This is a genomic window from Acinetobacter sp. VT 511 (assembly GCF_001077515.1).
GTDB classification, from domain to species: domain Bacteria; phylum Pseudomonadota; class Gammaproteobacteria; order Pseudomonadales; family Moraxellaceae; genus Acinetobacter; species Acinetobacter schindleri.
This window is the reverse complement of record NZ_LFRE01000073.1, coordinates 130366-143484: the sequence shown is the minus strand read 5'-3', so window position 1 is coordinate 143484 and position 13119 is coordinate 130366. Positions and strand designations below refer to the sequence as shown.

General features: G+C 44.8%; 10 protein-coding genes and 1 pseudogene. 4 read left to right on the top strand and 7 right to left on the bottom strand.

What is annotated here, in order from left to right; genetic code table 11:
- The first annotated feature begins 107 nt into the window (after window positions 1-107).
- A pseudogene (gene phrB, locus ACS72_RS11465) lies at window positions 108-1521 on the top strand (deoxyribodipyrimidine photo-lyase).
- A 54-nt stretch (window positions 1522-1575) separates the two neighbouring features.
- Here the strand turns inward: phrB and ACS72_RS11460 are convergent.
- Both ACS72_RS11460 and acs read right to left on the bottom strand, forming a co-directional pair.
- On the bottom strand, window positions 1576-2757 hold the full coding sequence (locus tag ACS72_RS11460; protein WP_048882190.1) for an acyl-CoA dehydrogenase family protein: 1182 nt from the start codon (window positions 2755-2757) through the stop codon (window positions 1576-1578).
- 146 nt (window positions 2758-2903) lie between these two features.
- Entirely contained in the window at window positions 2904-4847 is a 1944-nt protein-coding gene (gene acs / locus ACS72_RS11455) for an acetate--CoA ligase (RefSeq protein WP_005220600.1), read from the bottom strand.
- Between the two features lie 252 nt (window positions 4848-5099).
- Between acs and ACS72_RS11450 the strand changes: the two genes are divergently transcribed.
- On the top strand, window positions 5100-5723 hold the full coding sequence (locus tag ACS72_RS11450) for a DUF805 domain-containing protein (RefSeq protein WP_081405857.1): 624 nt from the start codon (window positions 5100-5102) through the stop codon (window positions 5721-5723).
- A 106-nt stretch (window positions 5724-5829) separates the two neighbouring features.
- Window positions 5830-6810, top strand: coding sequence for a mechanosensitive ion channel family protein (locus ACS72_RS11445; RefSeq protein ID WP_048882189.1), 981 nt, complete (start codon window positions 5830-5832; stop codon window positions 6808-6810).
- Here ACS72_RS11445 and ACS72_RS11440 read toward each other — a convergent pair.
- The 5 genes from ACS72_RS11440 to prfB form a co-directional block, all read right to left on the bottom strand.
- Window positions 6784-7497 (bottom strand): 16S rRNA (uracil(1498)-N(3))-methyltransferase, encoded by a 714-nt coding sequence (locus ACS72_RS11440; protein WP_048882188.1) that lies wholly within the window; start codon window positions 7495-7497, stop codon window positions 6784-6786. The genes ACS72_RS11445 and ACS72_RS11440 overlap by 27 nt on opposite strands.
- Before the next feature lie 261 nt (window positions 7498-7758).
- Window positions 7759-9039: a 3-deoxy-D-manno-octulosonic acid transferase gene (locus ACS72_RS11435; protein WP_048882249.1), complete on the bottom strand. Its 1281-nt coding sequence runs from the start codon at window positions 9037-9039 to the stop codon at window positions 7759-7761.
- Between the two features lie 80 nt (window positions 9040-9119).
- Window positions 9120-10205: an alkene reductase gene (locus tag ACS72_RS11430; protein ID WP_048882187.1), complete on the bottom strand. Its 1086-nt coding sequence runs from the start codon at window positions 10203-10205 to the stop codon at window positions 9120-9122.
- Between the two features lie 25 nt (window positions 10206-10230).
- Window positions 10231-10530 (bottom strand): helix-turn-helix transcriptional regulator, encoded by a 300-nt coding sequence (locus tag ACS72_RS11425; RefSeq protein ID WP_005180779.1) that lies wholly within the window; start codon window positions 10528-10530, stop codon window positions 10231-10233.
- 146 nt (window positions 10531-10676) lie between these two features.
- Window positions 10677-11772 (bottom strand): peptide chain release factor 2 gene (gene prfB / locus ACS72_RS11420; protein ID WP_099046667.1). Its coding sequence is split into 2 segments (ribosomal slippage): window positions 10677-11699 and window positions 11701-11772, totalling 1095 coding nucleotides; the frame shifts between segments, so codons are not numbered across the junction.
- 488 nt (window positions 11773-12260) lie between these two features.
- Between prfB and ACS72_RS11415 the strand changes: the two genes are divergently transcribed.
- On the top strand, window positions 12261-13040 hold the full coding sequence (locus ACS72_RS11415) for a putative porin (RefSeq protein WP_004813724.1): 780 nt from the start codon (window positions 12261-12263) through the stop codon (window positions 13038-13040).
- The last annotated feature ends 79 nt before the right edge of the window (window positions 13041-13119 follow it).

The following is a 13119-nucleotide window of genomic DNA, read 5'->3' as shown; positions in this document are numbered from 1 at the left end:
GCTGATAGTGACAAACTTCAGCTCCTATCACGTTAATATTTCTCTACTATTTCTGTTTGATCAGATTATCTAGAATGCATGGCATCTTATTGATTTAGAAAACTGTCATGCATCTGATCTGGTTCCGGAACGACTTACGCCTTCATGACCACGCTGCCTTATGGCATGCAGCACAAAGCAGGCAATGTCTGGCGCTGGTCATCCTGTCACCTGAACAATGGCAACTGCATCAGGATGCACCGATCAAGATCGACTTCTATCTGCGCCGGCTAAAAATCGTGAAACAGCAGCTAGAAGCATTGAATATCCCTCTTCTGATTTTAAATATTCCGCTCTGGCCAGATATTCCAGAGCAACTTTTGGCACTATGCCAGCAATTTCAAATCAGTACCGTGTACTACAATATCGAAACCGGGCTTAATGAGCAGCAGCGTGATCAGGCTGTCGAGCAATTATTGCAACAGCATCAGATTAGTTGTGAATACTATGAAGATCGTACCCTGTTTCCTTTAGGTTCGATCCGCAATCAGAGCCAACAGCCTTATCAGGTGTTTAGTGCATTTAAAAAGAAATGCTATGAACGGCTGCTTATCGATGTGCCTTCCTGTTATCCAGATATTGAAGCACAGCCTAAGTTACAACTCGATCTTTCTCAGTTTAATTTTAATTTGGATAAATTTTCTGAGGCTTAGGCCAGAGACAGCCAACCCGTATTGGCCAGTTGAAGATAAACACGCCTTTGAATTACTGAATGAATTTATCGCAGACCGGCTAAAGGATTATAAAACCGATCGGGATTTTCCAGCGATCGATGGTACCAGCCAGTTATCGCCGTATTTAAATATCGGTATTCTTTCAATCCGGGAGTGTGTGCAGGCTTTATTCACCTCTTCTCAAGGTTATTTCCAGCTTGAAGATGTCGGTCAGCAGACCTGGCTGGATGAACTGCTCTGGCGTGAATTTTACCAGCATACCCTGCACGATTTTCCTAAAGTGTCCAGACATCAGCCATTTAAGGAAAATACCAAGGCGATAGAATGGCGTGATGCTCCAGAAGATTTAGCTGCCTGGCAGCAAGGCCGGACGGGGATTCCGATTGTTGATGCTGGTATGCGCCAGCTGCTGGCAACGGGCTGGATGCATAACCGGGTACGTATGATTACCGCGATGTTCCTGAGCAAAAACCTGTTGATCGACTGGCGGCTGGGCGAAGCCTGGTTTATTCAACATCTGATTGATGGTGACCTGGCTGCTAACAATGGCGGCTGGCAATGGTGTGCCTCGACCGGCATGGATGCAGCACCTTATTTCCGGATTTTTAATCCGGTGAATCAGTCACAGCGTTTCGATCCCAACGGCGACTATATCCGTGAATGGGTTCCAGAACTGGCACATCTAGATGCTAAAACCATTCATGAACCTTATGCCAAAAATCCAGATTTAGGGCTGGATTATCCAAAACCGATTGTCGATTTAAAAAGCTCACGTGCCCGGGCAATCGAAGTATTTAAACAAATTTAAGTCAAACTACTGACCAATAAAAAGCCTCCAAATGGAGGCTTTTTAAAAGATGAATCAAGAATAAAAACTTGGATCAGGCACTTTACCCGTCAGTACCCATTCACCTATTTCCTGATATTTGTAATCCACCGGATCATGCAGGGTCTGAGTGCGTACATTGCGCCAGAAACGGTCCAGATTTAGCTTGGCTGTCGTTGCTCGTGCGCCCATGACCTGGAAAATATTCTGGGTAATATACAGTGAAGTATTAGTTGCAGCGATTTTTGCGGAGGCAATGGCAATAGATACTTCACCACGCTCTTCAGCTGTTAGATCAGGCCCCACATTCCAAGCCTTTTGCAAAGTCTGAATGGCTTTGTTTGCCAATAGACGTACGCCTTCTAGCTGTACATAAAAATCGGCAAAATGCTTCTGGGTAAAGGGATCATTGACTGCATTTTTAACCAGTGATTTCGACCAGGCTTTTTGTGTCTGTACTGTCTGCTTGGCTACTTCAAACGCCCCTTCCGCTACACCGAGGAACATATGCACAAAAATCAGCTGGGCAATCAATGGACGCAGGCTGGAATATGGTGAACTCAATGGCCCGGGATTCAATAACAGCTCATCTTTATGAATTTTCACCTGTTCAAAATGACTGGTACCACTGTCGGTTTGACGCTGGCCCATATTGTTCCAGTCACCCAGGAAGCTGACGCCTTCACGCTGGGTTGGAATTACGCCAATCAGTAGTTGGCCCTCTTCGTTATAACCTGAACAGAGCAGGATGTCTGAGTCGATTGAACCGGAACAGAAGCTCTTGTCTCCATGGAAGATATATTCTTGGTCAGAAGTTTTACTAACTTTCGTACGGCGATCCAGCGGGTTTAAGGTATTGCCCCAGAATAGGTTTTCACGTGCAGTCTGTTCAAACCAGGGACTATATTGTTCCGGCTGTGAGAACAGCTGTACCGTCGCAATCAGTAAATGATGAAAGCCATAAACATGTGCCAGTGAACTGTCTACGCGTGCAATTGCCTGAATGGTCTGAAAAATAGTCTGCCAGTCTGCACCCAGTCCGCCATATTGCTCTGGAATAGACAACCCGAGCAAGCCACTGTCACGAATCAGGTCGCGTTGCTGCTTGGGATTGCCACCCTGTTTATCACGTTCAGCTGCGCTCAGGGCAAACTGATCTGCCAAAGACTGAGCAATATCAAGCGGAGATTGATCCAGGTATTGTTGTCGCACATCCATTCTTTTGTACTCATTTTAGCTATCTACAGCATGCCAGAAGCTTAACAGATCAAGTTCGGAGCCCATATCCGAAAGCATGCAGAGCTTATCAGTGATATAAAAATACCGGCTAAAGAAAGCCGGTATTCTCTTGATTTTATAAAAATTTAAGCGGTTCTTTGCACTTCGGCAATCAGGTTATCCACCACCTGTGGTTCGGCTAAAGTTGAAGTATCACCTAAGCTATCCAGTTCATTCGCTGCAATTTTTCTCAAGATACGGCGCATGATTTTACCAGAGCGGGTTTTCGGTAATGCCGGCGCCCAGTGCAGTGCATCTGGCGTCGCGACTGGTCCAAGAATCTTGCGCACCCAGGCCACCAGTTCAGCACGCAGTTCTTCCGTACTCTCGGTTCCTGCCTGCAGAGTCACGAAAGCACAGATACCCTGACCTTTAATATCATGCGGCATACCCACGACTGCAGCTTCAGCTACAGACTCATGTGCCACCAACGCACTTTCAATTTCAGCTGTTCCCAGACGATGACCGGATACATTCAGCACGTCATCGACACGACCAGTAATCCAGTAATAGCCATCTTCATCCCGACGCGCACCATCACCCGTGAAATAGGTCCCCGGATAAGTCGAGAAATAAGCCTCGATAAAGCGTTCCGGATCACCCCAGATGGTGCGCATCTGACCTGGCCAGGAATCCTTGATCACCAGATTACCTTCCACTGCACCTTCCATCTCTTTGCCTTCAGCATCAACAATCGCTGGCTGCACACCAAAGAATGGCCGGGTTGCAGAGCCTGGTTTCAGATCGGTCGCACCCGGTAATGGGGTAATCATGAAACCACCGGTTTCGGTTTGCCACCAGGTATCCACGATTGGACAGCGACTTTCACCTACCACACTGTAGTACCAGTTCCAGGCTTCCGGATTAATCGGTTCCCCGACTGAACCGAGCAGGCGCAGGCTGCTGCGGTCACTTTCACGCACAAAAGCATCCCCTTCACGCATCATGGCGCGAATCGCAGTGGGTGCGGTATAGAGAATAGTGACATTGTGTTTGTCCACGATATGCCCGGTGCGTGCCCAGCTTGGATATTGCGGAACCCCTTCAAACATGACTGTGGTGGTACCATTCGACAATGGACCATACAGTACATAGGAATGACCCGTAATCCAGCCCACATCAGCGGTACACCAGAACACGTCATCCTGCTTGATGTCGAAAACTTCGCGGAAGCTAGAGTTCACATACGTCAGATAACCACCGGTGGTATGCAGTACCCCTTTTGGCTTGCCTGTTGAGCCTGATGTATACAGAATAAACAGTGGATCTTCTGCATTCATGGGTTCAGGTGGGCAGATCTCATTGACTGTCATGATTTCCATGTGATACCACAGATCCCGACCTTCTTTCATTTCGATCGGATTACCCGTGCGATGCACCACCATGACATGCTCTACTGATTCAGTACCAGCAATTTTCAGGGCTTCATCTACATTGGCTTTCAGTGGAATGGGCTTGCCGCCACGCATACCGGAGTCAGCCGTGATGACCATTTTCGCCTGACTGTCCTCAATACGGCTAGCCAGCGAGTCTGGCGAGAAACCGCCAAATACCACGCAATGTACTGCGCCGATACGGGCACAGGCCAGCATGGCAATCGCAGCTTCAGAGACCATTGGCATGTACAGCACCACACGGTCACCTTTCTTGATGCCATTCTTTTTCAGAACATTGGCAAAGCGGCAGGTTTCATCATACAGCTCATGAAAAGAGATAATCTTGTGACGGGATGGGTGATCGCCTTCCCAGATAATTGCCGGCTTATAAGGATGCTCTTTTAGATGGCGGTCCAGACAGTTGGCACTGACATTCAGCTGGCCATCAGCAAACCATTCGATCTTGAAATTATCTTTGTCGAAGCTGGTATCTTTAACTTTGGTAAATGGCTTGATCCAGTCAAGGCGCTGGGCTTGCTCGGCCCAAAATTCATCCGGTTCTTCAATAGAGCGCTGATAGCGTTCGAAATATTCAGCCTCGGTGGTCCGTGCGGTTTTTTTAAATTCTGCTGGTACAGGATAGATCTCTTTCATTATTTACTTCCTTGATCTTATTCCCTCTCATCACGAGAGGTTGATGCCACGTTATTGATTGTTTTTTATGCATAGCTCAGTATGAACGGCTTATCTCAAATTGGACAATCATGCTTTGGTCGTATTCTGATCAATTCATTTAAAACATAGGTTTACAGGTGAATCCAATACATTCCTGTCTAGTTTTCGTATCTCACCATTCCGTTTAATCTTATAATGGTGTTGAATTTTTATACTTCCTTACAGGCAAACATGTTTGCCTGTTTTCAATTACTTGAACTGGCTCAGCCCATGAACTCTAAAGATACTTCGCCATTCTTCTCCCGCTCTCCGGCACCTTCCAATGATAATCCGCTATCTCTTGAAGGGCGCTTTGGCCGGCTCAGCTTTATTGGCTGGTACGCTTTCCTGCATATCATTTTTTTCTTTGCTTCGATTGCCCTCAGTCTGGTCAGCGGTATTTTCAGCCTGACCACCTTGTCTCTGGATAATTGGCAGTTTGTTGATGCGCTGACTGGTCTGGCTGGCTTGGGCTATCTGCTGTTGGTTGTGTTCTATCTGTATTTCTATATTGTGGTAGTGGCACGCCGCCTGCATGACCTGAATAAATCTGGCTGGCTGATGCTGCTGATGCTAGTGCCGGTGGTTAATATTTTATTTATTTTCTATCTGCTGCTGGCAAGAGGCACAGCAGGACATAACCGCTTTGGTGCACCGCGACCAACTGCAGTCTGGGAAAAAATTCTGGCCTGGCTGATGATACTATTGACCGTGTTAAGTCTATTTGCTGCTAGCAGCATAGTATCCTTTATGATGGGAAGTGGTGAGCTAGAAAGTCCACAGGAAGTGATCCAGCAAGGGACAGAATATTTTTAAGCTTATGTTAAATTTTGCTATCACCCGCAAGGGCTATGCAACTTTCTATTAAGTTCAATGTAAAAATCAGGCAAAATAATGCGATTTTTTTATAATCGGGATACTCGTGGCTGAAAAAGACAATGCTCTAAGCCAAGTGACTGAAGAGACCACTGAGCTGTTGCATCAAGCAACTGAAAAAACTGCTCAGACCGTCATTGAGCACACGGCTAAATATAATGATGCGTATTCAACCGTCGATAAATTTATTGAGGCGTTTTGGGAGCGCCTGCCTTATATCTGTATCGCACTGGTAGTTTTCAGTATCTTTTACCTGCTTTCGAAACTGTTCAAGTTTTTTGTACGTAAAGCGATTGGTGAACGGAGTTACAGTAAACAGAACCTGGTATTGGTACTTAACCGTGTCGGTACATCTGCAATTCTTTTTATTGGCTTCCTGATTGCCATGGTCATTGCCATTCCAGGCTTTACACCCGGGCAGCTGATGAGTGCCTTGGGGATTGGTTCGGTGGCGATCGGTTTCGCCTTCAAGGATATTTTCCAGAACCTGTTGTCCGGCGTGCTAATTCTGCTCGGTGAACCGTTTAAAATTGGCGATGACATTATTGTCTCAGGCATGGAGGGTACGGTAGAAGATATCCAGATCCGTGCAACTTTCCTGCGCTCACCCGATGGCCGCCGTATTGTGATTCCAAATGCAACGGTATATACCAGTGCCGTGACGGTAAATACGGCTTATCCGCGCCGCCGCTGTCAGTTTGTGGTTGGAATTGGCTATGAAGATGATGTGCAGAAAGCCAAGAGTATCATTATGGCAATTCTGGACAAGGATCAGTTGATCCTCAGCCAGCCTGCTTTTAATGTCAATGTGACTCAACTGGCTGACTTCTCGATTAATCTGACAGTAACCTGGTGGGTCGATACCCAGGAAAATTCGACAGGTAATTCAATCAGTACCGTTCAGGAACATGTGATTGAAGCCTTCGCGGAACATGGCATTTCAATTCCTTACCCTGTACAAGAAGTAAAAGTGTACCGTGGTGAAAATATTGAAGATGCTTCAGGCCGTGCTAAACAGTCGACCTAAGACATAAGGGATTACTGTTTCAGTACGGATAATACGGTTGCCAAGGCTCACAGCTTGGCAACCGTTTTTTATAAGTAGATCTATTTCATAAGGAATAAAACCGCCTTCTGGTCCAATCACCACCGTACACCGATGCTCAATTGCAAAAGGCATTTTGCTTTCAGCATAAGGATGCGCCACATAACCCGGGCAATCTGTACTAATCAAGGTCGGTAGTACATCTTCTACAAAGGGCTTAAAACGTTTATAGAGTTCAATTTTCGGCGCAATCGTATCCCCGGCCTGTTCCAGTCCCAGCTCTATATAATGATCTAACTGTTGTAAAAATGGAGTTTGCCAATAGCTTTTATCAACCCGATAGCTATGCAGCAGAATGATCTTCTCCACCCCAAGTGTCACCGCATCCATTATCAGACGACGCAGTACCTTTGGACGTGGTAAAGCCACAATCATCGTCACTGGCAACTTCGCAGGCACAGCTTCTTCTTTTAAGGGTTTCAGACGAACTATTTTTTCTGTAATTTCGATAATTTCTGTGAGATACCGTTTCCCTTCACGGATACCCACTTTTAGCGTATCACCGACTTGAATGTCCAAATGTGTCTGCAAATGTTCCAATTGGCGTTTGGCACTGATCGTCCAAATCTCAGATTGGGTTTGACGAGGATCAAGTAGGACGATGTTCATAACTAAAAACCAATCAAAAGATTTAATTCAGTAACGCATTGTCTGCACGACAATCATCAGCACAACAATGAGTCATATAGGAATAACAACTCGCCATTGGCATTCGTGACAGGTGACATGGATGTCACCCGTTTGATTAGGGTACATGGATGTATCCTCAATCAAACAAAAGATTTTTGCTAATTTTCATCTCTGAAAAGTAGGTCATCTCTACAATTAAACTTTTAGTAGTAAACCGATATATGCGAGTGTGGTGCAGTTTTACAAATACTGATCTATTACTGCAATATGCTTGGCAAGCGAACCCTGATTCTGCTGCATAATCTTTTGTGCTGCGGTATTTAAACTTTCTGCCTTGGAGGAATTATTTAGAATCTTCAGCAAAGTTGTAGCTGCCTGCTGAACATTCTCTACCACTTCTACAGCTTGAGCTTCAACAAACTCATCGACAATGGTCTGGAAGTTAAAATAATTCTTACCCAGAATCGTAGGTACATTTAGTGCAATCGGCTCCAGAATATTATGTCCACCACCTGGCTCATTTAAAGAACCACCGACATAGCAGACTTGGCTAAGTGCATACCACAGCCACATCTCACCCATTGAATCTGCCAGATAAATCTGGGTATCCGCTTCAATTTTCTGTTCCAAACTACGGCGTTGGGTGGTTAAGTTGAGAGCCTGCGCGGCCTGAAACACTTCATCAAAACGTTCCGGATGACGTGGCACCACAATACACAGTAAGTTTGGATCAGTATCTAGAGCTGCTTTTAATTCGGCCATCAGCTGCTGCTCTTCCGGTGCATGGGTACTGGCCAAGGTAATGATCTTACGGCCTTGTAAAGTCCATTCCCGTTTTAACTCACTCGCACGCTCAATAAACTGCTGTGGTGCCGTGATATCAAACTTGATATTGCCTAAAACCTGGGTTTTTTTAGTTTCGATGCCTAAATCAATATAACGTTGTTGGGTTGCAAGATCTTGAGCCAATAGCTGCTGCATTGCGTTCAGCATGCCACAGGTTAGCCCTTTGACCTTGCCATAACCTTGAGCTGATTTTTCTGAAAGACGGGCATTCAGCAACAGACAGGGCACCTTATAATTCTTTGCCTGATCAATGAGGTTTGGCCAGAGCTCGGTCTCCATCAATAATAGCAATTTAGGCTGATATTTCTGATAAAAATCCCGAATCAGATGTTTTTGATCGGCAGGTAAATAAACTGCCTGAAATAAATTTAAATAAGGTTCTTTAAGAAAAAGAGATTTAGCGCGTGCCTGACCTGTTTTAGTGGTATTGGTCACCAGCACCGGATGGCCTGATTTTAAATAATATTCAATCAGTGGCTGTGCCGCATTGGTTTCTCCAACCGAAACCACATGAAACCAGATGGCATGTTTGTTTTTGGGGGTCTGAAACGGACCAAAACGCTCAAGCAATTCCTGTTGTAGTTGTTCAGGACTTTCCGCACGCTTGCGAATACGTGACTGATATAAAGGCTTGATCAGTGTCAGTGCCGCGTTGTACCAAAAAGGAGTAGCCAAATGTTGCCCCGAAATTGAGTGAATCGGCAAAATATAACAGAGCCACATCGACATGTTAACCGATGTGGCTCATTTTCAGATTATTCTATTGTGCTTAAAACTTTTACTTCTGCCAAAGTCGGGTAATCAATATAACCCTCAGCCGCCTGACTGCCGATCATATTTTCCAGTTTTAGCTCGTTCAGCGGTGCATCTTGCAACAGACGCTCGTATAGGTCCGGATTGGCAATATAGGCCTTACCAAAAGAGACCGCATCTGCTTTACCTGAGGCTAAAAGTTCAATAGCATCCTCACGGCTCAAGCGCATGTTGGCAATATACGGCACGCCACCTGAACGCTGTTTCATATATTCAGAAATGCTGTCTTCAGCCAGATATTCACGGGTAAAGAAAAACGCGATTTGACGTTTGCCCAGCTGCTCCATCGCATAACCAAATGTTTCACGTGGATCATCATCACCCATGTCATGCTCGTCACCACGTGGTGCCAGATGCACACCAACACGATCTGCGCCCCAGACTTCGATCAAGGCATCCACCACTTCCAGCAGGAAACGAGCCCGGTTTTCAACGGAACCACCGTATTCATCATCACGCTTGTTGGTCTTGGTTTGCAGGAACTGGTCAATCAGATAACCATTGGCGCCATGCAACTCTACTCCATCAAAACCGGCGTCTTTGGCACGAATAGCAGCCTGCTTATATTGCTCGGTAATGGCATGAATTTCTGAGATTTCCAGCGGACGTGGAAGAACATAAGGGCGCTTAGGACGTAACAGGCTGACGTGACCGGCTTGTTGTACTGAACTTGCAGATACCGGTGTTTCACCATTTAACAGCTCTGGATCAGAAACACGCCCCACATGCCATAGTTGGGCAACGATTAAACCACCCTTCTCATGTACAGCATTGGTTACCAGTTTCCAGCCTTCAACCTGTGCATCTGTAAATAGACCAGGTGTATTGCGGTAACCATTGGCTTCTTCAGAAATGACAGTCGCTTCAGAAATGATCAGGCCTGCACTTGCACGTTGGGCATAGTACTCAGCCATCATCGCGGTTGGGACACGCTCATCGGTTGCACGACTACGGGTTAAAGGTGCCATGATGACACGGTTTTTTAATTCAAGCGCACCCAGTTTCAGGGGGGTATTTAATTCAGCCATACTGACTCCGACCTCCAGATCTATTTTAGAGGTGTTGTTGTAGATGTTCGATGTACTGCTGAATCAAAGCTTCGTTGCGGGAGAAATATGACCATTGCCCATGTTTAGTGGCAGTAATTAATCCCGCCTGCTGTAACACGGACAAATGATTGGACATGGTGGACTGCGAGACTTGCCCTAATTTTTCAATCTGGCCCGCACAAACACCACGCTGAAAGCCGCCACATTCTTCGGCAGACAAAAACTGCTCTGGTGTTTTTAACCATTCCAGAATTTGTCGGCGTGTGGGATTTGCCAGTGCTTTAAAGATCAGATCAAAGTCCATAGTCACATCACATAGTCGTGCGCAACAAAGCTGATTGCAGCATTTATCCCAGTATATCGTATTTTTTCGATTTATATATCGAATATTTTAGATATAAGAGTCACAAACTGTATCTGCTTTGCTACGCAGAGAGTTAAAAGGTCTGTTTACAGGCCTTGTTTTAAGCTTGCTTCAATAAATTTATCCAGATCACCATCCAGAACTGCACCTGTATTTGAATTTTCAACACCAGTACGTAAGTCTTTGATACGTGAGTCATCCAGTACATAAGAACGGATCTGGCTACCCCAACCAATGTCAGACTTCGAGTCTTCTAATGCTTGAGCCGCTTCATTACGTTTGCTCATTTCCAGTTCATAGAGTTTTGCACGTAACTGTTTCCAGGCATGGTCACGGTTGGCATGTTGTGAACGCTGGTTCTGACAGGCCACCACAATACCGGTTGGAATATGAGTCAGACGTACCGCAGAGTCAGTTTTGTTAATGTGCTGACCACCGGCACCCGAGGCACGGTAAGTATCTGTACGAACATCTGAAGGATTGATTTCAATCTCAATATTGTCATCTACTTCAGGCGATACAAACACTGCAGAGAATGAGGTATGACGGCGGTTACCCGAGTCAAATGGTGATTTACGTACTAGACGGTGTACACCTGATTCGGTACGTAACCAGCCATAGGCATACTCACCTTCTACACGGATCGTAGCAGACTTGATCCCGGCTACATCACCGTCAGACTCTTCCATCACTTCTGCTTTAAAACCATGACGTTCAATCCAGCGCATGTACATACGCAGCAGCATCGATGCCCAGTCTTGTGCTTCTGTACCACCTGAACCTGCCTGAATTTCCACATAGCATGGATTTGGATCCATTGGATTACTGAACATACGACGGAATTCAAGCTTTGCCAGCTCTTCTTCTGCTGTTGTTAATTCTGCCTGAACATCTTCAAGCATGGCTTCTTCATCGGCTTCTACAGCCAGATCAAGCATGGCTTGTGCATCTTCAAGCTGATTCGCCAGACCATCCAGTACATTCAGTACATTCTCAAGCTCGCCTTTTTCTTTGGCCATAGCCTGCGCACGGTTCTGATCATTCCAGATGGCTGGATCTTCTAATTCACGGAGAACCTCTTCCAAACGCTCTTTTTTCAGATCGTAGTCAAAGATACCCCCGTAGTGTTTGACCACGTTCGTTCAAGTCTTTTAGCTGGAGTAGATAAGGATTAATTTCCACGTGAATTTCTCTCAATCAATAAGGCATAAATTTTTAGCAGGCAATTATATCACAGTCCTTTCCCGCAGTTTGAACAGGACATCTGTATGATTTCTGCCTGCCATAAATATTTATTTCAATAATTCAACTCAATCAATTTAGCAGTGTTGATTCATCTTCATATAGAGAGAAAATGCATTCAAAATGAATTTTATTAACGAAAAATTTCTAATTTTTTAAAACTCAACCAGTCTATTTAATCATAAATTTTCTGATTATTTATTAATCAAAATCTCTAAAATTCACAATCTTTACATAGTTTTAATAAAACAAAACATTGTTTTTTTTATTTATATTTCAATGAATTAAAATCATAAAATTACACAAAATTACTGAATTGACATTAATGTAACTTTCCCTTGATTGACGATCTGTCGATTTGGGCTAGACTGAAACTGTAACAAAAAATTTATTAAATCCCAGCCAATATTTCAGAGGGGAGTATCCGCATGAAAAAATTAGCAATCGCTTCAGCACTAATTTCAGCCGTAGCTTTTACGGGTACCGCAGCACATGCTTATCAAGCAGAAATTGGTGCATCAGCAGGCTTAACAGATCCGGACAACGGTAGTTCAAGCGGCTCTTTCGGTGTAGATGGCACTTACTACTTTAATCCTGTACAAACGCGTAATTCACCATTAGCCGAAGCTGCTTTCCTTGATCGTGCAAGTAATGTGAAAGCTGAATACCAATATGATGAAATTGGTGATGCTGAAGCACATCGTTACGGTGTCGGTGCAGAATACTTTGTACCGAATTCAGACTTCTATCTAGGTGGTAAGGTGAGTGGTCATGACTTGCAAGACAATGATGACTTCGATAATGACCTAACGACTTATGCTGCAGAAGTGGGTTACCTTCCAGCACCAGGCTTATTGATTGCTGCTGGTGTGAAAGGATGGGATAACGACCGTGATGACGGTGTAGATCCAACACTTCGTGCAAAATATGTGACTACCTTAAGCAACGGTAAAGACATTAACCTTGAAGCTGGTGCCGCTTTTGGTGATCTCGATGAGTACAACCTGAAAGCTGACTACTTTATCGATAAAACTTTAAGCGTTGGTGCTGACTATCAGAACAATGACCTTATCGACCGTAGTGAATTTGGTGTGAGTGCACGTAAATTCATCAACCAGCAAGTTAGCCTTGAAGGCCGTGTAGGCTTTGGTGAAGCAGGTAATAATGACTACAACAAATTTGGTGTAGCTGCAAAATACCGCTTCTAATCTAAGTTAGACATAGCTTTAATAAAAAAGCCCTTCTTCGGAGGGGCTTTTTAATGCACCAAAATAAGACCAATGGTCT

Coding starts and splice junctions, on each gene's coding strand:
- ACS72_RS11430 (WP_048882187.1), bottom strand. CDS start 10,205: ATGGCTGAATTAAATACCCCCCTGAAACTGGGTGCGCTTGAATTAAAA.
- ACS72_RS11415 (WP_004813724.1), top strand. CDS start 12,261: ATGAAAAAATTAGCAATCGCTTCAGCACTAATTTCAGCCGTAGCTTTT.
- ACS72_RS11425 (WP_005180779.1), bottom strand. CDS start 10,530: ATGGACTTTGATCTGATCTTTAAAGCACTGGCAAATCCCACACGCCGA.
- ACS72_RS11440 (WP_048882188.1), bottom strand. CDS start 7,497: ATGAACATCGTCCTACTTGATCCTCGTCAAACCCAATCTGAGATTTGG.
- acs (WP_005220600.1), bottom strand. CDS start 4,847: ATGAAAGAGATCTATCCTGTACCAGCAGAATTTAAAAAAACCGCACGG.
- ACS72_RS11450 (WP_081405857.1), top strand. CDS start 5,100: ATGTTTGCCTGTTTTCAATTACTTGAACTGGCTCAGCCCATGAACTCT.
- ACS72_RS11460 (WP_048882190.1), bottom strand. CDS start 2,757: ATGGATGTGCGACAACAATACCTGGATCAATCTCCGCTTGATATTGCT.